This window comes from Halonotius sp. F2-221B (assembly GCF_046719765.1).
GTDB lineage: Archaea > Halobacteriota > Halobacteria > Halobacteriales > Haloferacaceae > Halonotius.
On sequence record NZ_JABEBY010000004.1, the window covers coordinates 19649 to 38904 of the forward strand.

The 19256-nt window shown below is 61.8% G+C and carries 19 protein-coding genes and 1 tRNA gene; 8 read left to right on the forward strand and 12 right to left on the reverse strand.

Translation table 11 applies throughout. The features are described 5' to 3' along the window. The first annotated feature begins 108 nt into the window (after positions 1-108). Positions 109-3780 (forward strand): LAGLIDADG family homing endonuclease, encoded by a 3672-nt coding sequence (locus HKK80_RS03470; RefSeq protein ID WP_411798229.1) that lies wholly within the window; start codon positions 109-111, stop codon positions 3778-3780. 30 nt (positions 3781-3810) lie between these two features. Here HKK80_RS03470 and HKK80_RS03475 read toward each other — a convergent pair whose 3' ends face one another. After that, on the reverse strand, positions 3811-4128 hold the full coding sequence (locus HKK80_RS03475) for a hypothetical protein (protein ID WP_411798230.1): 318 nt from the start codon (positions 4126-4128) through the stop codon (positions 3811-3813). A gap of 121 nt (positions 4129-4249) precedes the next feature. Next, positions 4250-4435 carry a hypothetical protein gene (locus HKK80_RS03480; protein WP_411798231.1) on the reverse strand — a complete coding sequence of 62 codons (186 nt, stop codon included), beginning with the start codon at positions 4433-4435 and terminating at the stop codon, positions 4250-4252. Between the two features lie 217 nt (positions 4436-4652). On the opposite strand from HKK80_RS03480, the gene HKK80_RS03485 reads away from it, so the two are divergent. Next, positions 4653-4736 (forward strand): surface glycoprotein, encoded by an 84-nt coding sequence (locus tag HKK80_RS03485; protein ID WP_411798403.1) that lies wholly within the window; start codon positions 4653-4655, stop codon positions 4734-4736. On the opposite strand, the gene HKK80_RS03490 is transcribed toward HKK80_RS03485, so the two are convergent. Then, entirely contained in the window at positions 4733-6535 is a 1803-nt protein-coding gene (locus tag HKK80_RS03490; protein WP_411798232.1) for a helicase C-terminal domain-containing protein, read from the reverse strand. The genes HKK80_RS03485 and HKK80_RS03490 overlap by 4 nt on opposite strands. 139 nt (positions 6536-6674) lie before the next feature. Here HKK80_RS03490 and HKK80_RS03495 point away from each other — a divergent pair, with 139 nt between their 5' ends. Further along, positions 6675-6947: a hypothetical protein gene (locus HKK80_RS03495; RefSeq protein ID WP_411798233.1), complete on the forward strand. Its 273-nt coding sequence runs from the start codon at positions 6675-6677 to the stop codon at positions 6945-6947. Between the two features lie 39 nt (positions 6948-6986). Here HKK80_RS03495 and HKK80_RS03500 read toward each other — a convergent pair whose 3' ends face one another. Next, a complete protein-coding gene (locus HKK80_RS03500) occupies positions 6987-7232 on the reverse strand; it encodes a hypothetical protein (protein WP_411798234.1) in 246 nt (81 codons plus the stop codon). A 126-nt stretch (positions 7233-7358) separates the two neighbouring features. On the opposite strand from HKK80_RS03500, the gene HKK80_RS03505 reads away from it, so the two are divergent. Beyond that, positions 7359-8720, forward strand: coding sequence for a hemolysin family protein (locus HKK80_RS03505; protein WP_411798235.1), 1362 nt, complete (start codon positions 7359-7361; stop codon positions 8718-8720). Positions 8721-8750: 30 nt separating this feature from the next. Here HKK80_RS03505 and HKK80_RS03510 read toward each other — a convergent pair whose 3' ends face one another. The 4 genes from HKK80_RS03510 to HKK80_RS03525 form a co-directional block, all read right to left on the reverse strand. Continuing rightward, the gene (locus tag HKK80_RS03510) at positions 8751-9935 is read right to left on the reverse strand and encodes an anion permease (RefSeq protein WP_411798236.1); all 1185 of its coding nucleotides are present in this window, start codon (positions 9933-9935) and stop codon (positions 8751-8753) included. A 30-nt stretch (positions 9936-9965) separates the two neighbouring features. Then, the gene (locus HKK80_RS03515) at positions 9966-10112 is read right to left on the reverse strand and encodes a hypothetical protein (RefSeq protein ID WP_411798237.1); all 147 of its coding nucleotides are present in this window, start codon (positions 10110-10112) and stop codon (positions 9966-9968) included. A 38-nt stretch (positions 10113-10150) separates the two neighbouring features. Further along, positions 10151-10660, reverse strand: a complete 510-nt coding sequence (locus HKK80_RS03520) for a metallophosphoesterase (RefSeq protein WP_411798238.1) — start codon at positions 10658-10660, stop codon at positions 10151-10153. Between the two features lie 120 nt (positions 10661-10780). Then, on the reverse strand, positions 10781-11965 hold the full coding sequence (locus tag HKK80_RS03525) for a CBS domain-containing protein (RefSeq protein WP_411798239.1): 1185 nt from the start codon (positions 11963-11965) through the stop codon (positions 10781-10783). Between the two features lie 139 nt (positions 11966-12104). Here HKK80_RS03525 and HKK80_RS03530 point away from each other — a divergent pair, with 139 nt between their 5' ends. The 3 genes from HKK80_RS03530 (at position 12105) to HKK80_RS03540 (ending at position 14741) form a co-directional block, all read left to right on the forward strand. Beyond that, the gene (locus HKK80_RS03530; protein ID WP_411798240.1) at positions 12105-14162 is read left to right on the forward strand and encodes a DEAD/DEAH box helicase; all 2058 of its coding nucleotides are present in this window, start codon (positions 12105-12107) and stop codon (positions 14160-14162) included. A 77-nt stretch (positions 14163-14239) separates the two neighbouring features. After that, complete coding sequence (locus HKK80_RS03535) at positions 14240-14410, forward strand: hypothetical protein (protein WP_411798241.1); 171 nt, start codon at positions 14240-14242, stop codon at positions 14408-14410. A 46-nt stretch (positions 14411-14456) separates the two neighbouring features. Further along, positions 14457-14741, forward strand: a complete 285-nt coding sequence (locus tag HKK80_RS03540) for a DUF357 domain-containing protein (RefSeq protein ID WP_411798242.1) — start codon at positions 14457-14459, stop codon at positions 14739-14741. A gap of 16 nt (positions 14742-14757) precedes the next feature. Here the strand turns inward: HKK80_RS03540 and HKK80_RS03545 are convergent, their stop codons facing one another. Further along, positions 14758-15627 carry a CheF family chemotaxis protein gene (locus HKK80_RS03545; protein ID WP_411798243.1) on the reverse strand — a complete coding sequence of 290 codons (870 nt, stop codon included), beginning with the start codon at positions 15625-15627 and terminating at the stop codon, positions 14758-14760. Between the two features lie 106 nt (positions 15628-15733). After that, entirely contained in the window at positions 15734-16117 is a 384-nt protein-coding gene (locus tag HKK80_RS03550) for a DoxX family protein (RefSeq protein ID WP_411798244.1), read from the reverse strand. A 240-nt stretch (positions 16118-16357) separates the two neighbouring features. Between HKK80_RS03550 and HKK80_RS03555 the strand changes: the two genes are divergently transcribed. Next, the gene (locus HKK80_RS03555) at positions 16358-16558 is read left to right on the forward strand and encodes a hypothetical protein (protein WP_411798245.1); all 201 of its coding nucleotides are present in this window, start codon (positions 16358-16360) and stop codon (positions 16556-16558) included. 734 nt (positions 16559-17292) lie between these two features. Here HKK80_RS03555 and HKK80_RS03560 read toward each other — a convergent pair. Both HKK80_RS03560 and HKK80_RS03565 read right to left on the reverse strand, forming a co-directional pair. Continuing rightward, positions 17293-17367: transfer RNA gene (locus tag HKK80_RS03560), tRNA-Met, on the reverse strand. A gap of 166 nt (positions 17368-17533) precedes the next feature. Then, the gene (locus HKK80_RS03565; protein ID WP_411798246.1) at positions 17534-19030 is read right to left on the reverse strand and encodes a response regulator; all 1497 of its coding nucleotides are present in this window, start codon (positions 19028-19030) and stop codon (positions 17534-17536) included. Between the last annotated feature and the right edge of the window lie 226 nt (positions 19031-19256).

Consider the following 19256-nt stretch of genomic DNA (forward strand, 5'->3'; position numbering starts at 1 on the left):
CGTTCGTACCGGCGGGAGTATTTTTGCAGTAATGGTACATGACTCGAATACTCTCCGGATCGGTGGGAACCGGACTTTCATAACCGATGCCGACGTACGCCTCTCGTAATGGCGCAGGCCTCCAATCAGGAACTCACCGATCGGTTCATCCAGTTTTATCGCAACTATTACCGGGATGAGATCGGACAGCTCGCCCAGCAGTATCCCAACGAAAAGCGGTCGCTGTACATCGATTACGACGACCTCTACCAGTTCGATGCGGATCTCGCCGAGGATTATCGCTCCCAGCCCGACCAGCTCCAGGAGTACGCCGAGGAAGCCCTCCGGCTCTACGACCTGCCGGCGGATGTCAAACTCGGCAACGCCCACGTTCGGCTGCGAAACCTCCCGGAGTCGGTCGACATCCGCGACATCCGCGTCCACGACAACCATATCGGCAAGCTCGTCTCCGTGCAGGGGATCGTCCGCAAAGCGACCGACGTGCGCCCGAAGATCACCGATTCCGCCTTCGAGTGCCAGCGATGCGGAACGATGAATTACATCCCCCAGCAGGACGGCGAGTTTCAGGAACCCCACGAGTGTCAGGGCTGTGAGCGACAGGGGCCGTTCCGCATCAACTTCGACCAATCTGAGTTTATCGATGCGCAGAAGATCCGTGTCCAGGAGAGCCCCGAAGGCCTGCGCGGCGGCGAGACGCCCCAGAGCATCGATATGAACGTCGAAGACGACATTACCGGGAAGGTCACCCCCGGCGATCACGTCACCGCCGTCGGCGTCCTCCACATCGAGCAGATGTCCGACGGCAACGAGAAATCCTCGCTGTTCGATCTCTACATGGATGGTGTCTCGATCACCGTCGAAGACGAGGAGTTCGAGGACATGGACATCGAGCAGGAAGACATCGAGACGATCATCACGCTCTCCAACGAGGACGATATCTACGATCAGATGGTTGGCTCGGTCGCGCCAGCGATCTACGGCTACGAGGAGGAGAAGCTGGCGATGATTCTCCAGTTGTTCTCCGGGGTGACGAAGAATCTTCCCGACGGGTCGCGGATTCGTGGCGACCTGCATATGCTGCTTATCGGTGACCCCGGGACCGGCAAATCTCAGATGCTGTCATATATCGAAAACATCGCCCCGCGATCGGTGTACACCTCCGGGAAGGGCAGCAGTTCGGCCGGGCTGTGTGTCACAGGGGACACGCTCGTACACACGAACGAGGGCTTCAGGCAAATACGAGACCTCGTGGCGAGCGACCTACCCGAACCGGTTGACGACGAGACGGCCGTCGAGAAGGAGGTTGACATCCAGACCTTCGACCGCGAGACGGGTGAGATGAAGAGCGACACGTCGTCGCACGCGTGGCGAATGCCCGAGAAGGAGTGTCGCCGCCTTGAGACGGCCCATGGAAAAGAACTCGAAGCATCCCGCAGTACGCCCGTCCTGACGTGTGGCTCCGACGGGATGGAGTGGACCGAAATCTCCGCGGTCGAACCCGGCGAGTACGTGGCAGTACCGCGGTACGAAGACCTCGACCGATCGGAGATCGGTGTTCGGGAGTTCTTGGAGTTAACGACCGAGAAGGTACGCCTCGCCGACGAGACGGTTGCGTTCCTCCGCGAGGAGCTGACAGCGGAGTTCGGCTCGTTGCGGGACGCCGCGGCGGCACTCGATCTCTCGGAGAACTTCATCTACCTCCACCTCAAGAACCGCCACGTTCCGCTGGATAAACTCGACCGGATGCTGGAGGCCGTCGGTGCGACCCGCGAGGACGCCAGTATCGAGCGGGCGATGCTCAGACACGGCGACAGCATCACCATTCCGGAGACGTTCGACGAGGATCTCATGTACCTGCTCGGGCTCGTCTTCGGGGATGGGGATATCTCCCTGAACCGCCGCGATGGCAACCGCGGGATGGTTCGGATCTCGAACAGCGACACACAGCTACTCGAACGCGCCGCCGACATCTTCGACGCACAGTTCGACAAACACCCTGATATCGAACGGCAGGCGGACAAAGTGCCCTGCATTCGGGTCAACAGTGCGACGATTGCCCGGCTGTTCGCCAATGCCGGGATGCAGACGCCGAAAGACGGGTTGGCACTCGATCCACGGTTGACCACGGCGGCGCACGCGGATGCGTTCCTCCGCGGCCTCATGGACGCGGATGGCTCCGTCTCGGCACGCAACGATGGCGGATCGAGCGTTCTCATGTCGACAATCAGTGACGATCTCGCCGAACAGGTGCAGTTGATGTTGGAGACCTACGGCGTCCGGGCACAAACCAGGGAACGCGATCGGCGTGGCACGTACGAACTCGCCAGCGGGGGGACAATCGAATCCAAGCACATCCAGCATCACCTCGAAATCTATGGCGCGGACATCGACCGCTACGCCGACGCCATTGGGTTTGCATCGGCGGCAAAAACCGAGGCACTGCAGGAGATCGTCAGCACCGAACGACGCCAGCGCGAAACGATGCCGGTCGGGTCGACACTTGCCACCGCTGAGGGGTCGGCTGGAGAATACTACATGAACGTCCACCGCGGCGACAACCCCGGACGGGCGCGGGCGCGCTCGATGCTGCAGGACATCGATCTCGGCCCCGCCGAACCGCTCGTCCGTGAAGTGGTGGACGCGGAGTTGCGGTGGGATGAGGTCGTTGCCGTCGAAAACACCGATGAGAAGGAGGTGTTCGACCTGACCGTCCCGGATACACACAACTTCGTTGGCAACGGTCTCGTCACACACAACACCGCCGCGGCCGTTCAGGACGATTTCGGCGACGGCCAACAGTGGACGCTTGAGGCCGGCGCGCTCGTCTTAGCCGACAAAGGGATCGCGGCCGTCGACGAACTCGACAAGATGGCCAGCGACGACCGCTCGGCGATGCACGAGGCCCTCGAACAACAGAAGATCAGCATCTCGAAGGCCGGCATCAACGCCACCCTGAAATCCCGCTGCTCGCTCTTGGGCGCGGCCAACCCGAAGTATGGCCGGTTCGACCAGTACGAACCCATCGGCGAGCAGATCGATCTTGAACCCGCTTTGATCTCCAGATTTGATCTCATTTTCACCGTCACCGACCAGCCCGACCCCGAACACGACGGCAAACTCGCCGACCACATCCTCAAAACGAACTACGCCGGGGAGTTGAACACCCAGCGCGACCGGATCGCTACCTCCGAGTTCACCCAACAGCAGGTCGACGACGTGACCGAGGAGGTCGCCCCCGAGATCGACGCCGAGCTCCTGCGGAAATACGTCGCCCACGCCAAACGCTCCTGTTTCCCGACGATGACCGACGAGGCGAAGGCGACGATCCGGGAATTCTACGTTGACCTCCGCTCGAAAGGGGCCGACGAGGATGCCCCGATCCCGGTCACCGCCCGAAAGCTCGAAGCTCTTGTCCGACTGGCGGAGGCGAGTGCGCGCGTACGGCTCTCCGATACGGTCGAGCCCGAAGACGCCGAGCGGTCGGTCGAGATCGTTCGCTCCTGTCTGCAGGATATCGGCGTCGACCCCGAAACCGGCCAGTTCGATGCTGACGTGGTCGAAACTGGCACCTCGAAAACCCAGCGCGACCGGATCAAGAACATCAAGGGCCTGATCAGCGAGATCGAGGAGGAGTTCGAGGAGGGCGCGCCGATCGAGGAAGTGTTGGATCGGGCCGATGAGATCGGGATGGATGCCGCGAAGGCCGAAGATGAGATCGAAAAACTACGGCGGAAAGGCGAGGTCTACGAACCAAAACAGGATCATCTGCGAACGACCTGACAGGGATCGACCGCTGACTCGTTTTCGGCGTTACTGCACGCAGCGTTCGCGCTGTGTTTCAGCCGCGTCGATGACCGCCCGCAGCGCGGAGTGATCCCGCGTTGGTGCCGCCGACGCCGACAGCCGGTCACGACACAGCTCACAGAGCAGTGACAGCTCATCCGTTGTGAATACCCCGTCGGCTTCGAGTCGGTCAAGAATCCGAGAGACGCGTTCGATACGCACATCGTCGACAGTGGTGCGGTCGACGGCGTCACGAAGCCAGTGCTCGACGGTTGCGTGGGCGGCCCATGCCTCGGCGTGTGGGAGTTCGAGCCGGCCACAGGGGTCGGTTACGGATGCTGTCATACGCGTGCCTCCGTTCGTGAGGGGGAGTGCCACGCACAAAAAATCCGGCCTCCAATTATCTATACTGATATCTTTGGTGTGTCTGCTGTCGAACGCCTGTGTGGAGAGCCGACGTTGCCGATCAGCTCGGTGTTGGATCTGCGAATGGCGGCGTGTTTGGCTGTTCCGGACGGGACGGCACACCGAAGCGATCCAGGATGCGGGCAAAGGCTTCGGGTGACTTGCCCGCACGGGTTGCAGCCTGGTTGAAGGTGAGTGTTCCACAGCGATACAGTGTGAGCGCGATCATCAGGCTGTCTGTGGCCATACACTTCTTACAGAGTGGTTGAATATAAGTCTACTGTGGGAATTACTACCGTAGTTAGGCTAATAAAATCAGATTAATTTTGTTTTGTTTTCTTTATTCGAATAAATTTGGTTGAATGGCCTTTCTATTTTCTTCGATCGAACCGGGGCCGACAGTGTGGGTTCCTGTCGGACGCAAAGTCAATGGAGCTAAATCACTCGATGAAAAACCTACAGCTATGAACAGACAGCAGATCATCGCCGTCCTCTTTGCGGTCTTGATGGTTGGCTCGATGGTCGCGTGGGGCGCGACACTGATCTAGCCGTCGCCCCAGACATCCGACAGCGGGTGGTCATCCCGTTGGGCAGCGTCGGCGTCGGTGCGGGATCGGCCCCCTGACGCCGTGGCGTCGGTCTGTCCACGCGTGACGGCGGACTGACGGCCCCGGTCGTCGGCTGTGGCATCGATCCCGGCGAGCGCGGCGTCGGGATCGAACGCCGGCAGTGTCGGCTCCGAGCAGCGATCGACCTGCTGGCGGAACCACGGCGGCATGTCGGCGGCCGCCCGATCAAAGAGATCCAGCAGACTCGAATCGGCGAGATACGTCGCCCCGTAATCGTCAGGGGCTCGAACCACCCGCCCGCAGGCCTGGATCACCGTTCGCAACGCCGCCCGGTGGTACCACGCCCACTGACCGTCTTCGAGTCGGCGCGCGACCCGTGAGTCGTTGGTGTTGAGATAGGGTACCTTACAGAGCACCTGCCAGCGGGCGAGGTCGCCCTCCAGATCGAGGGCCTCCTCCATCTTGACCGCGATGAAGACCTCGGGGTCGTCGCTGGCCTTCCACACGCCAAGCTCATCGTCACGGCTGTCGGCTGTGTGGGTGCGAATCCGCGACCCAACACCAAACTCAGCCAGCCGGTCGGCAAGATCCTTGGCGATGGCGTACGAATGGGCGTGGATCAACCCCTTTTCGTCGGGGTGTTCGGCCATCAGCCGAACGAGCAGGCGGGCGAGCTTCGGGAGCGTCTCATCGCGGTACTCGTAGGTCATCTTCCCCTGTGTCACATCGTACAGTGGACGGTTCTCGACCGGAAACGTGTGGTCAACATCGACGAGTGCGACACGATCGGGATCGAGACCGACCCCCCGACAGAATGCCTCCTTGTTGAGGATCGTCGCCGACAACAGCGCGAAGTTATCGCCGCGATCCCAGACGGTGTGCTGAAGATACCGGGCGGGATCGAGCGGTTTGATCGTGATCGCCGTTCCCTCACCGCCGGGTTGGTCGACGACCCATGTCGTCGGGCTCTCGGGATCGCGGTAGTCATCAACGAACCAGTTGAGGTCGCTGATGAGCTCGCCAAGTCGATCCCGCCGGGCGACTTCCTCGGCTGAGAGTTCGGGCTGGGCGGTAAGCTCATCTTTCGCCCGCGAGCAAACGCCGGCCAGCGTCTCCGCGAAGCGAACGGTGCGGTCGAGGGGATCGTCGGCAGCGGCGACAGCTGGCACGCCGACCTCGTCCCAGACGGGTACACGATCGGGCGAGAGTTCGATCGTCGCGTACATCTCGGCCCACTCGGCGAGCCCGTGGGCCTCGTCGATGACGACGACATCGCGTTTGCCGAACACGTCCGAGCCCGCGGTCTGCATGAAGTACGCCAGCGTCATCGCCGCATGCGGCTGTGCAGAGGCGATCGACCGATCGGAAAAGTACGGACACCGGTGTTTGATCGAACAGTCGAACCCCGACTCGCGGGCACAGGGGGCCTGATCGACCGGCGTGTCGTGTTCGCCCGGGAGCAAACAGGAATAATTGTTCTTGCCGCGGATGATGTTGAGGTCGTCGAGCAGGGGGTCGGCGGCTACGTCATCGAGTTGGGAAACCTGCGGCGTCGTGTAGTAGGCACCCGTCGCTTGGGCCGGCTTGGCGGTCTGTTTCGAGCGGGCACAGCCCATGATCGACCGCGCCAGGAGGGATTTCCCGCTGCCGGTCGGCGCGCGCACCAGCACCACGTCGTTGTCGGCCTCGAAGGCCGACTGGATGTCCCGGAGGGCCTGTTTCTGTTGGGCCCGAAACTCGGGGGCGGGGAACTCCTCGACGATGCGGGCGGGCTTCACGGCCGTCGGTCGGATTGCCGGGGAGAAAAGCGTAGGGATTGCGGTGGGGTGGTCGTCGGTGTCGACAACGAGTCACTGAGATAGCCAAAAAAGTATCGTTCAACAAACTCACAAGTAGTTGCGTGTTGTTACAGCCACTATGGAGCGGCTGTACATATACACCGGCTCGTTCGTCGTAATCGGGGTTTCAGTGGGCGGGCCAGCAGCACGCTCACTCGCTGCTGGAGACCATAGTATCCCGATACTCCTTATGGCGATCGGTGGAGCCGGGATGATCGTCACTGCTGTTTACGAGGCACTGGAAACTGACCCCGAGGAGTTTACTGCCTCGGCTCTTTCGATCTTCGCGTTAGTTGGTACCGCTTGTTTAACGCTTCTCGGAACAGTTCTCTCTGCCGTTTCTGGTGCTTGAGTAAGCTGTACTGAGCGATTGAGGCTGACCACTAGCTATCTACTCATCGTCAGCCGACGATTCGTCCGCCTCGTCAGCCGTCGGCAATGCGGCCACGTCGTCGGCGGTCGGCTCCCGATCATCTGGCAGGCGGTCGACACAGTCCAAACAAAGAAAGTGCTCGCTGCCGTCGGCGAGTTCGAGGATCATCCCGTCGGTCGGGCCGAAATCAAAGCTCCAGAGGTCGCCGATCCCGCCGGCGATCTTGACTTTCGTGTCACAGCCATCACACCGCCGTGTCGTCATTGGTCACAGGAGGGCGGCCGTCGGTTTCAGTCCACCGTTCGGTTGTCATCGGCGACGGCAGCGGCGCGATCGGCGGCTCGTGTGAGGGCAACTCTTAATTCCGGGGCGGGGAAAAGGCCAGTACCAATGGGCTTATTGCTTGTAGGGACGCCTCTCGCAGCCGAGTTACTCCAGCTGCCGGCCCTCAGTACGGAAGCGATTACCGCCCTCGGCGTTGTCGCTATCGTCGTCCTGATCGGCCTCTCGGCGTTCTTTTCGTCCTCGGAGATCGCCTTCTTCTCGCTGCCCCAACACCGCATCGAGTCAATGGTTGAGGAGGGCATCCCCAACGCTGAGACGGTCAAAGCCCTCAAGGGCGACCCCCACCGGCTGTTGGTGACGATCCTCGTCGGCAACAACATCGTCAACATCGCGATGTCGTCGATCGCCACCGCGCTGTTCGGTATCTACATGTCGCAGGGCCAGGCCGTGGTGGCGGCGACGTTCGGCATCACCGCCGTCGTCCTGCTGTTTGGCGAGAGCGCGCCGAAGTCCTACGCGGTCGAAAACACCGAGTCGTGGGCGCTGCGGATCGCGAGCTCGCTGAAGCTCTCGGAGTACGTGCTGTTTCCGCTGATCATCGTCTTCGATAAGTTAACCCGGATCATCAACACGGCGGTGGGAAGCTCCTCGGCGATCGAATCCCCGTATGTCACCCGCGATGAGATCAAAGACATCATCGAAACCGGCGAACGCGAGGGGGTCATCGACGAGGAGGAACGCGAGATGCTCGAACGCATCTTCACGTTCAACAACACCATCGCCAAGGAGGTGATGACGCCGCGGCTGGATATCACCGCTGTCTCACAGGACGCCACCATCGAGGAGGCCATCGAGGCCTGTATCGGCCACGACCACGTCCGCGTCCCCGTCTACGACGGCAACCTCGACAACATCATCGGCGTTGTCAACGTCCGTGATCTGGTGCGTGAACACCAGTACAGCGAGGGTGAAAGCGATCTCAGGGATATCGTTCAGCCGACCTTACACGTCCCCGAATCGAAAAACGTCGACGACCTGCTGGCGGAGATGCAGGAAAACCGCCTCCAGATGGTCGTCGTCCTTGATGAGTTCGGGACGACCGAGGGGATCATCACCCTCGAAGATATGGTCGAGGAGATCGTCGGCGACATTCTCGAAAGCGACGAAAGTGAGCCGTTTACGCGGATCGACGAGCAGACCACTGTCGTCCGCGGTGAGGTCAACATCCACGAGGTCAACGAGGTGCTCGACATCGACCTCCCAGAAGGCCAAGAGTTCGAAACGCTGGCTGGCTTTGTGTTCAACCGCGCCGGTCGGCTCGTCGAGGAGGGTGAGACCTTCGAGTACGACGGCGTCGTCATCGAGATCGAGGAGGTCGACAGCACGCGCATCCTGAAGGCCCGACTCACCGTCACAGAGGAGTATCCCAAAACTGAGGACGAGGCCGAACCCGAGCTGACGGAGTAGCTGTCGGCGGCGGAACCACCGGCATGCCGGTCAGAAGAGGAGCTGGACAGCAGTGTACACCACGTAGCCGATAACGAACGCCGAGACCAGCGAGCCGACCCACGCCAACACCGTGTATAGCATCTTATCGCGGCTCACCCCGGCGTTGCCGGCGGCCAGCCCGCTGCCGACGATCGCGCTGACGATGATCTCGTTGAACGATACCGGGATGCCGAAGTAGACCGCTGTTTGGGCGATCGCAAACGATGGGATCAACGCCGCGATCGATCGCCGCGGCCCAAGCGAGGAGTAATCCTGAGAGATGGCCTTGATCATTCGTGGCGCGCCAGTCCAGGAGCCAATCAAGAGCCCAAACCCACCGCCGACAAGCACGGCCCACAGCGGGATGTTGATTCCATCCCCGAGCAGCGGTACCAGCGGCCCGATCGCCAGGCCGACCTGACTGCCGCCCGCCGAGAAGGCGACCAGCCCACCCAAAAACAGCAGGAAGCGTCGCTGGCCGGCCGCCCGATCCCGATTCAGTGCGAGCCACAGGGCGGCCATCCCCGCAAGGGCGACCCCACCGGTGGCAACGACGACACCGGCGGCTGTGGGGAGTCCGGTCGCCGGGCCAAGGGTGCCGGCGATCGACCCCTGTTCGCCGGGCGGGCCGAGAAAGGTAAAACCGATGTTGGCGATCAGCGCGCCGACGAGCCCGCCAAGGGCGGCGATCAGCCGATCCTCATCGAAGCGATCCCCGCGGATGAGCCGGGCGATCCCGTAGGCGATCCCGCCGCCGACAAACGGCGTCAGCGTCCACAGCGTGAGGATCTCGGCGTACTTCGCCCAGGCAGGCCCACCGCCCATCGCCAGCCCGACGCCGACGACCGCGCCGGTGACGGTAAAGGCGGTGGCGATCGGGTAGCCGGCGAAGACGCCGAGAGCGACGAGAACCGCCGCGGTCAGCAGGCCGACGATCGCGGCCCCGGCGGTCAGCGGTTCGCCGATGATGAGCTCACCCCCGACGGCCTCGGTGACGTTGGCACCCTGCAGTACCGCCCCGGAGAAGCCGAGGACGCCGACGATCAGGCCCGCCCGGAGCACGGAGATGGCGTTCGCGCCGACCGCGGGGGCAAACGGCGTCGACCCGGAGGAGCCCGCGCCGATCGCCCAGGCCATAAAGAGGCTGGCCGCCGCGGCGATCCCGAAGGTGACCAGCGTTTCGACACCGATCATGGCGTGGTTTGTTGCTGGGTGTCGGCCACGTTACTCCCGCCGTTGGCCGTCACGATACCCTTCTCGGAGCCCGAGGACGGTACGCCGCATGAGGAGATACCCAAAGAAAACGAACAGCAGCAGCACCACAAGAATCCCGATGAGGACAGGATCCGCGAAGATCTCGACAACGGTCATAGTTTTCTCACCGCCGGCGCGCCGCAAAGACGTTTCGATCAGTGGGAGAGGCTGAACGCCTCGATCACGTAGTTGTTGGGTGTGACGAGCCGGCCTGTAAGCCCCGCCTCGCTCGGCTCCAGTTCGGCGTGGGCTTTCCGATAGCCGCGGGGTTGGGCGTGGCTACCCGGGTTGATGAGGGGGAGTTCGCCGCTCGTGTCGACATCTGGCTTGTGGCTGTGGCCGTAGATCACGGCGTCGGCGTCCCGTTCCCGCCCGAACAGCGTCAGCTCGGTTGGGCCGCCGCTGACGCGGTGGGTGACCGCAAACCGGAACCCCTCGTAGTCGACCGTCCGGGCCTCCGGAAGCCGCTCGCGGATCTCGCTGTCGTCGTTGTTGCCGTAGACGCCGCGGACTGTCCGGGCTTCGTCCTCAAAGGCATCGAGCACCGGTGCGCGCATGAAGTCGCCGGCGTGAATGACAAGATCGGCCTCCCGGACAGCCTGCAGCGTCCGGCCCTCAAGCTCGTGACCCCGGACGCTGTGGGTATCAGAAACGACGGTAAGCATAGCTATCAGTCCGCTACGCAGTGGGGAAAAACTACCGCTGTCGGTGAATCCGTCCTCCCGGAGCGACAGGGTATCGCTGCTATCAGCCTATCGGAGCGATGGGATATCGCTGCTATCAACCTACCGGAGCGATGGCATCTCACCGCTTGTCTGGTCGCCGATCAGCGTCGCCGACCCTCCGCGGCTCTGGATAATGTTGAACGCGGTCATCAGATCGGTTTTCGAAACGATGCCGATGAGCGTCTCCGACTCGTCGACGACAGGAAGCCGGCCGACGCCGTGTTCCTGCATCGCCTGCAACGCGGTGAAGGCGTCGGCGGTCGGTGCGATGGCCGTGATATCGCGTTCCATCACGTCGTCGACGGTGTAGGCGTCGCGTTCGACATCTTTCACCGAGCGGGCGTGATCCAGCGTGACCATCCCGATCAGCTCCCCGCGGCTGTCGACAACCGGGTAGCCGGTGTGGCGTTCGGTTAGCATCCGATTGAGGAGGTCGGTGATCGTTGTTTCGGGGTCGACAACGAGCAGCTCCTCACCGGGTGTCATGATGTCGCCGACAGTGACGCCCTCGAAGGCGGCTTTCAGCGTCGACTGCTGGGCCTCGCCGGAGGCGGCAATGTAGATAAAGAAGGCCAGCAGGATCAACAGCGGGCTAAACGCAAACAGCCCCAGCAGGCCGAGGGCGAAGGCGAAGGTTTTGCCGACCTCGGAGGCGAGCTGGGTCGCCCGTGCGTGGGGTCGATTGCGGGCTAACAGTGCGCGCAACACCCGGCCGCCGTCCATCGGGAACCCCGGCAGCATGTTGAACAACGCGAGTCCGACGTTCATCACGGCGAGATAGCCGAGGACGAACCGAACCGGATCGAGACCGCCCGGCACAACCAGAAAGGCGAGATACGAGAGGCCGCCGACGACGACGCTGACAAGCGGGCCGGCGATGGCGATGTTGAACTCCTGCTGCCAGGCTTCGGGGATCTGCTTGAAGCTGGCGACGCCGCCGAGCAGCCACAGCGTGATCGATTCGATCTCCACGTCGTAGCGCATCGCCACCAGCGAGTGGCCGAACTCGTGGAGCAACACGCCACCAAACAGGCCGATCGCGGCGGCGATCCCGAGCAGCCATGGGGTTATCCCGGCTGTGAGCGTCTCGACAGCCAGGTTCCCCCCAAGAACGGTGTTGATGAGATCGGCTAGTCGGTCGATATCCGAGCCGATGATCCACGCAAAGATCGGGAGGATCAGCAGAAACGTCCAGTTGAGTTGCACCGGGATACCAAATACCCGTCCGAGACGAAGCCCTCGCATACCCCTGTTTTGCCGCGAGCAGGTATTAAGTTGGCTCTCCGGCTGATGGCGGTCGGTGCGGCCGCGGCGACGCCCTCCCGACAGCACGCCATCGCCGAAAGCCGAACCCCTGATATACTCCGATGGTCTACCCGTGGGCGTGTCCACGCAGGCCTCGGCTGTCGAGACGCTGTTCCTGCATGAGCGCGGCGATAGCTACCGCGTCGTCGCCATCCGGGACGGCCAGCGCGTCTTCCATGGGACGCTCGATACGAAGGAGACGAGTGCCGGCCCACGACCCGGGCGGTTCCGCACCAAGGACGGCACCAGCGAGGAGCCACGAAACCCAGATGAGTTCGTCGAACTCGCCCGCCAGGCGGGTCGCATCCGCATCTCCCAACAGACCTCGGCGGCTGGACGCGAGGAGCTGCAGGCGCTGCTCGATGGCTACCAGCTGTCGGCAAAGACGGTGCGAACCTGCCGGTACTGCGCCAACGACGGCGCGTACTCGCCGATCACCGAGGAGACGGCGATCAAAACCGACCGCGAGCATATCTGTCCGGACTGTGCCCGCGAGGAGCTAGAGCGCGAGCTCGCCTACAAGGGGCAGTTTACCGGCCAGGCCCAACAGCGGCTTGAGGATCTCCTGCTTGAGGTGCAGGATCTCGACCGGATCGTCAACCTCCTGTCGGGTGATCTCGACCCCGATCTAACCAAATTCGATACGATCAGCGCGACCGTCGACGATGTCGATCCCGTGGCGACCGACTCGCTTGGCCTGCATCCGCAACTGCAGTCGATGATCGAATCCCGGTTCGACGAGTTGCTCCCCGTCCAGAGCCTCTCAGTGCGCAACGGGCTATTTGACGGCGACGACCAGCTCGTCGTCAGCGCGACCGCAACCGGCAAAACGCTGATCGGCGAGCTGGCGGGTGTCAACCGCACATTGGAAGGCAAGGGCACGATGCTGTTTCTCGTCCCGCTTGTTGCCCTCGCAAATCAGAAACACGAGGATTTCCGGGATCGCTACGGCGACCTCGGCCTGGATGTGACGATCCGGGTTGGCGCGAGCCGGATCAACGACGACGGGACGCGGTTCGACCCCGGTGCGGACGTGATCGTCGGTACCTACGAGGGGATCGACCACGCCCTCCGGACGGGCAAAGATCTCGGCGATATCGGCACCGTCGTTATCGACGAGGTACACACCCTCAAAGAGCCGGAACGCGGCCACCGCCTCGACGGCCTCATCTCTCGGCTGAAATACTACTGTGAGGAACGCGCCGACGAGAGAAGCGAATACGGCGGCGCGCAGTGGCTTTACCTTTCGGCGACCGTCGGCAACCCCGAGTGGCTGGCCGGACAGCTCGGCGCGACACTGATCGAGTTCGAGGAGCGACCCGTCCCCATCGAGCGACACGTCACCTTCGCCGACGAACGCGAGAAGTTGCGGCTGGAAGACAAACTCGTCAAACGCGCCTTCGACCAGAAATCCTCGAAGGGCTACCGCGGCCAGACGATCATCTTCACCAACTCCCGGCGACGCTGTCACTCGATCAGCCGGAAGCTGGGATACGACTCCGCGCCGTATCACGCCGGCCTCGACTACAAGAAACGCAAACAGGTCGAAAGCAAGTTCCTCGACCAAGAGCTGTCGGCGGTCGTCACCACCGCCGCCCTCGCCGCAGGCGTCGACTTCCCGGCCTCGCAGGTCATCTTTGACTCGTTGGCGATGGGGATCGAGTGGCTCTCAGTGCAGGAGTTCAGCCAGATGCTCGGGCGGGCGGGCCGCCCCGACTACCACGATACGGGGACGGTCTACATGCTGATCGAACCCGACTGCACCTACCACAACTCCATGGAGATGACCGAAGACGAGGTCGCCTTCAAACTCCTGAAAGGCGAGATGGAGGACGTGCGCAACGTCTACGATCAGGCTGCTGCCGTCGAGGAAACCCTGGCCAACATCACCGTCGCTGGCGGGTCGGCAAAGCGGCTCAACGACCGGATGCTCGGCGAGATCGACACCCAGCGGGCGGTCGGTAAGCTACTCGAATGGAACTTTATCGACGGCCTCGAACCGACGCAGATGGGCCGAGCGGTCACCCGGCATTTCCTCTCGCCGGACGACGCCTTCCGGCTACTGGATGGGATCCGCAACGGGCTGTCGCCCTCCGAGATCGTCGCCGAACAGGAGCTGGCCGACGAGGAGTTGTAGGTGTGTGATCGCGTCTCAGTAAAACGCGCGTCGAACCGATAGCCGGCTTTTTGTGTCTCACAACCGATCCGAGAGCTATGTTACACAATCCGATCTTCCGCTGGGGCGTCGGGCTCTCGGGTGCTCTTGTCGTCGTTGCTGTCGCGCACCTGTTCCTGAGTGGCACTGTCCAACTCGTTGCCTACGGGATCGCCGTCTTCGATGGGCTCATGACGCCGCTGGTTCTGAAACGGGCTGCTAGGGAGTAACGCACAGCGACCGAACGGCTTTCCGACTGGCCGGCAAGCCACCGATATGGCTGCCGATCTTGCCGAAAAGACGGATCGCTACGAGCAGATGTTGGCCGACGCCTTAGCCGCGGCGACGACACAACCGCCAGCCGACACACCACTCGGCGAGGCTGCCGCCGAGTGTCGGGAGATGGCTGAATCGTATCTGGCAGACGGCCGCCACTTCCGGGCTGACGGCGATCCAGTAAACGCGCTGGCCGCGTTTTCCTACGGCTACGGCTGGCTGGACTGTGGGGTTCGGATGGGGCTGTTTTCGGTGCCCGACGACACCGAGCTATTCACGATGTAGTGGTGCCGGCAGGCTGCTACTCGTTGACCGACTCCAGCTGTTCGGTGACGACGATCTCGCCGCGGGAGGTGAGATAGAGCACGCCCTCCTCCTCGGTGACCAACTCTTTTTCCAAGAGGCTCTCGGCGACCGTCTCTGCGTCGGTGTCATCGTCGGTGACGATCCCCTCCAGCGACGCGCTACCGCCGGCACTGTACAGCGAAATGAGTGCCTGGGTTTCGGTGTCGTTGACCTCCGTCTGCCGCACGTCGTTGATAACCTTGCTGTAGTTGAGCCGGACGAACTGACTCAGGAAGGTGAGCTTCCGCCTGCTGAGCAGCGAGATGTAGGTTGTCAGCGTCGTGTTGCCGGCGGCGTGATCGAGGATCAGCGTCGGCCGGGCGCGATCCATCAGCTCCCGCTGTTCGTGTTCGAAGCCGATGACCGCTTCAACGTTGATCCGGGCGGTTTTGTCGTCTAAGGATAGCTCGATCGCCGATTCGGAGAGATCAAGCAACATCTTTCGTGGCGGCACATCGGTGACACGGCCGCCGCGTTTGGCGGGATGTTGGGCGATCACGGTCTGTTTGCCGATCAGGAGCTTGAACAACAGCGTCCGGAACTTGGCGATCGTCTCCGGGCTACCGCCGATGATCGCCCGCCGCCGGTTTCCCTTCCGTTCGTAGGCGATGGCGATCGCCTCCTCGAAAAACTGTGAGACGCTGTCGGCGACCGAACCGGGGTTTGTGCTGACGATCTTTGAGAGAAAGATCGTCTTCTTGCTGTCCCCTGTGACGAGCACTAACTGTTCGTGGTTAAGAAGTACACGACCTTTGACAGGTTTGAGCTGGTCAATATCTTCGGTGAGGAGCTTTCCGGTGAAGTCGGCGACGACCTCCTCACTCATGACCTACGTATTACGCAAACGGGGTATTGTATATTTCGGATCAGTTGGGAACACCGGTAGTGCGACGGCATACCACGTCATTCCTATCAGAATTTTGTGGTTCAAACTACCGGTTGTAGGCCGCCCGGAGGAAGGCGACGGCCGCGCCGAACATGGCGAGATTCCCGAAGAACGCCAGCCGTTCGCCGCTTTTGTCGTCGGGATCGGCGTTCCAGAAATCATGCATCGTCGGCGTTACGACCGCCAGAAACGTTGCCACCGCGCCGGTCGCCAGCCGCGGGAACCGCCAGAATGCTGTACCCAGTCCGCCGACAACCATCATGCCGGAGGCAAACGGGGCCGCGATCTCCGGTAGTGGCACGTCGGCGGAGTCGGCGTACTCGATCGTCTCGTCCATCTCTCGGAAATCTTCGGTCGCTTGCAGGGCGACGCCGAGGCCGAACAACACGCGCCCCATCGTCGAGAGGGTGTCAGTGGTATCGGATTTCATGCTGTTGTCTACCAATTCTGTAACCCCCACGGGAATATAAACGTCAAGGTCGCTCACACGCTACGTAATCGTCCATGGTTGATTAATACGGTCTCAAACGCGAAAAATAAGCTGTTTCGGTTGTGGATATTCAGAAAGTGATTCGGAATAAAACTAAAATCAAGCAAACGATTATGGGTGAAATAGATCGAAAAGACGTATATATGTGTCGAATCATCATACAAACGCCCATACGAAACTATGAGACACGATTACGACCTCCCGCCCGACTGGGCGGCCATGACCGACGAGGAGAAATCCCGATGGATGACCCAGGAACGCTGTCGGCGTCAGGCGAGACGACAGCAGACACCCGTGGCGGACGCCGTGGACGCCGAATCCGAACGAGTCGAGCGGAAACTGGCAGCCCGTGGCTACGCCCCGGTGAAAAAACAGCGATAGCCACTGACACCACCGACTCCGACGCCCCGTTTTTTTCAGTTCACGTGGGTATCAACACTGCTTGGGTGAGACGCTTGACGAGCCACGCTTGAGTGAGCCACTCGCCTGTCTTCGTTGCGCCACCACCCGATGGCCCCGGATGCTCACCCCGCGGCGACCGCCCTCGCAGCACCTGATTATTACAGCTGATACTCCGCGCCGAACGTATTTATATTCCCTCGCGCTATCCGTAGATGTCGCTACTCACAGAAGGCGACACCCCCTGAATAGGTGTGGAAGTCTCCCCCGACTTCCGAGTCTTTGAGAGCATGCGACATTGACCCCCCTCGAACCCTGCTCCACCACTGGTATGGTGGTAGCACTGCATTCCACTTTTCACGACGCGAACACAACCTCTAACAGCATCGTTGCAATCGACCGGTCGACAGCCTCCACCGAGAGGAAGACTACGGTCGAAGACACCGGCGCGATACTGACCGTCTGGGGGTGCGATCGTGTGTCACTGGATTCACCTGTCGCCTTCGCGACCGCGTCGTCAACGGCGACGAAACGCTCCGTCGCGCCGGGATGGAACTGGTCGTTGAACTGTGCGTCCGAGACGGATAGCGGAACATCGTGGTAACAGCCGCTTCTCGCGTGTGCTTCTTGCTTAACGCTCTCCTATGAGTCGTTCAGCGACAGTGGAGATGGCGTGGCGACAAGACGCCACTTCGTGGGTGACTGTCGCAGAAATATAGCGGGAAGTAGATTTGAACTACCGATCTCCGGGTTATGAGCCCGGCGGAATCTCCTGGCTATCCCATCCCGCTATCAGAACGGATGCCACAGTTACGGTTAAGCGTTATGATCGACTCGCAGTATGGCACTTTTCGACGATGTGTGGTGGTGTCACGACCCGACCGACAGCCCGCTGTCGCACTCAGTTGTCTGCGGTACACACCGCAACTGCGATGCCCGACCGCACCCATGAGGATGTCAGTCGCTTTCCAGATCAACGCCGATATCGTCAACCGTCATGATGTGATCGAACAGCGGCTTGAGCGTGTTCACGTCCTGTGGGCTGCTGGCCGAGGGGTTAACAAAGAAGGAGCTTACCGCTCCGCCGGCACTCAGCTTGCCGAGGAAGATGTGGAGAAACCGGAAGGTGCCCTCAACGGATTTGTACCGGAACAACACGTCGAGCGGATCAAGCGAGACAGCGATCCCGCCGTCGAGAGCCTGCCAGTCATCCAGCGTCTTCGTTGAGAGAATCCCCAGGCGCGTCACATCGTTGGGATTGTTGATGTTGACGACCTCGACGGTATCGCTGACAGCGGTCGGAACGGTCTGCGAACAGCCGACGGTGATCACCTTGACCCGGCGGGCGGCCTCGGCGATCGCCGCCAGCCGGTCGGGGTTCATCGCCCGATACTGGATCAGGAGGATGTTGCGATCGTCGGCCTCGGTGACGCCAAGCAGATCACGACGGGCCTCGTGTTTGCGGCTATCCTGTGAGCTACACTGGACGAGGATCGTCGTCCCCGGCGAGAGATCCAGATTCCGGGGACGCTGGTAGCCCTCATTGGCTTCCCACACCGTGTCGTCGGCCTCCGGTTCGGCTCCCGGCGTATCGGCGGTCGGGGTGGGGTCGCTTGGCGTGCCATCGGTAGTTGACGCCGAGCGACTCGGCGTTTCTGCTGTCGCTCCACCGGCTGTGTCGGCGGCTGCAGCCTGTGTGGGTGGTTGGCTGTCGGCCTCGCCGTTATCGATGGTTTCGGCCATCGCCTCGGCCGACTGGGTCGCTGGTTCATCGTCGTCACCGATGATCTTCGCCAACAGCGCGATCAGCTCATCTTTTGGGAGCGCTTGGAGCTCATCGAGATCGAGATCAAGATCGGAGGCCGACAGTTCGTCGGCTGTGTCATCGCTCGCTGTTGTGTCGCCGTCGTCGGTGGCTGTCGAGCCGGTTGCAGCGGTGTCAGTCGTTTGCGACGATCCGGATGCTGACGCCTCGGTGCCGCCACCGTCCGTGCTTGCTGGCACCTCTTCGGTGGCTCGTGCTCCGGGCGTCTGTTCCGTATCGGCGGTCGCCGGTTCGGCGGTCGTTTCGGCCGATTCGGCCGTCAGCTCGTGGATCCGATCGACCAGCGGCTCATAGGAGAGCTCGATCATCGACCGGGGGAAGAGATCGGTCGCACCGGAGCTAAAGGCATCGCGGGCGATCTCTTCGGGCTCGTCGTCGATCAGGAGAATGACCGGCAGCGAGCTGTGTGCCGAGCGCACGTGCGACAGCAGATCGAGGCCGTCGTCGTCGCCGAGCCGGAACTCGCTGATGACGCAGTCGATATCGTCTGCGTCGAGCGTTGCTTTCGCGGTAGCCACGTCGCTGGCGGTTCGCACCTCGAACTCGTACTCCGACGAGAGCGTCTCCGCGCGGGACGCCGCCGTATCGGCATCAGCGTCTACGTACAGTAACTGTGGCACCGCACCCATAGCTTAAGAGTGGGGTTCCGGAAGTATAAACACCACCGATCGATCCTTGTATCTCAGTAAAACGACGGCTGTCACGGGGTGTCGTGGGGGCTACTCAACCGGTGCGGGGCAAGCTTCGCTGGCCCAACGAAGCTCAGGCCTCGTCGAACATGGCGGAGCAAGCTCCGCCGACTCGACTTCGCGCTGCTCAGTCGAACATCGCAAATCAGAGATTTGCTGGCCTGAC

Coding starts and splice junctions, on each gene's coding strand:
- HKK80_RS03495 (WP_411798233.1), top strand. CDS start 6,675: ATGGAGCGGCTGTACATATACACCGGCTCGTTCGTCGTAATCGGGGTT.
- HKK80_RS03555 (WP_411798245.1), top strand. CDS start 16,358: ATGAGACACGATTACGACCTCCCGCCCGACTGGGCGGCCATGACCGAC.
- HKK80_RS03480 (WP_411798231.1), bottom strand. CDS start 4,435: ATGGCCACAGACAGCCTGATGATCGCGCTCACACTGTATCGCTGTGGA.
- HKK80_RS03540 (WP_411798242.1), top strand. CDS start 14,457: ATGGCTGCCGATCTTGCCGAAAAGACGGATCGCTACGAGCAGATGTTG.
- HKK80_RS03475 (WP_411798230.1), bottom strand. CDS start 4,128: ATGACAGCATCCGTAACCGACCCCTGTGGCCGGCTCGAACTCCCACAC.
- HKK80_RS03520 (WP_411798238.1), bottom strand. CDS start 10,660: ATGCTTACCGTCGTTTCTGATACCCACAGCGTCCGGGGTCACGAGCTT.
- HKK80_RS03565 (WP_411798246.1), bottom strand. CDS start 19,030: ATGGGTGCGGTGCCACAGTTACTGTACGTAGACGCTGATGCCGATACG.
- HKK80_RS03485 (WP_411798403.1), top strand. CDS start 4,653: ATGAACAGACAGCAGATCATCGCCGTCCTCTTTGCGGTCTTGATGGTT.
- HKK80_RS03515 (WP_411798237.1), bottom strand. CDS start 10,112: ATGACCGTTGTCGAGATCTTCGCGGATCCTGTCCTCATCGGGATTCTT.
- HKK80_RS03535 (WP_411798241.1), top strand. CDS start 14,240: ATGTTACACAATCCGATCTTCCGCTGGGGCGTCGGGCTCTCGGGTGCT.
- HKK80_RS03550 (WP_411798244.1), bottom strand. CDS start 16,117: ATGAAATCCGATACCACTGACACCCTCTCGACGATGGGGCGCGTGTTG.
- HKK80_RS03545 (WP_411798243.1), bottom strand. CDS start 15,627: ATGAGTGAGGAGGTCGTCGCCGACTTCACCGGAAAGCTCCTCACCGAA.
- HKK80_RS03510 (WP_411798236.1), bottom strand. CDS start 9,935: ATGATCGGTGTCGAAACGCTGGTCACCTTCGGGATCGCCGCGGCGGCC.
- HKK80_RS03505 (WP_411798235.1), top strand. CDS start 7,359: ATGGGCTTATTGCTTGTAGGGACGCCTCTCGCAGCCGAGTTACTCCAG.
- HKK80_RS03470 (WP_411798229.1), top strand. CDS start 109: ATGGCGCAGGCCTCCAATCAGGAACTCACCGATCGGTTCATCCAGTTT.
- HKK80_RS03500 (WP_411798234.1), bottom strand. CDS start 7,232: ATGACGACACGGCGGTGTGATGGCTGTGACACGAAAGTCAAGATCGCC.
- HKK80_RS03525 (WP_411798239.1), bottom strand. CDS start 11,965: ATGCGAGGGCTTCGTCTCGGACGGGTATTTGGTATCCCGGTGCAACTC.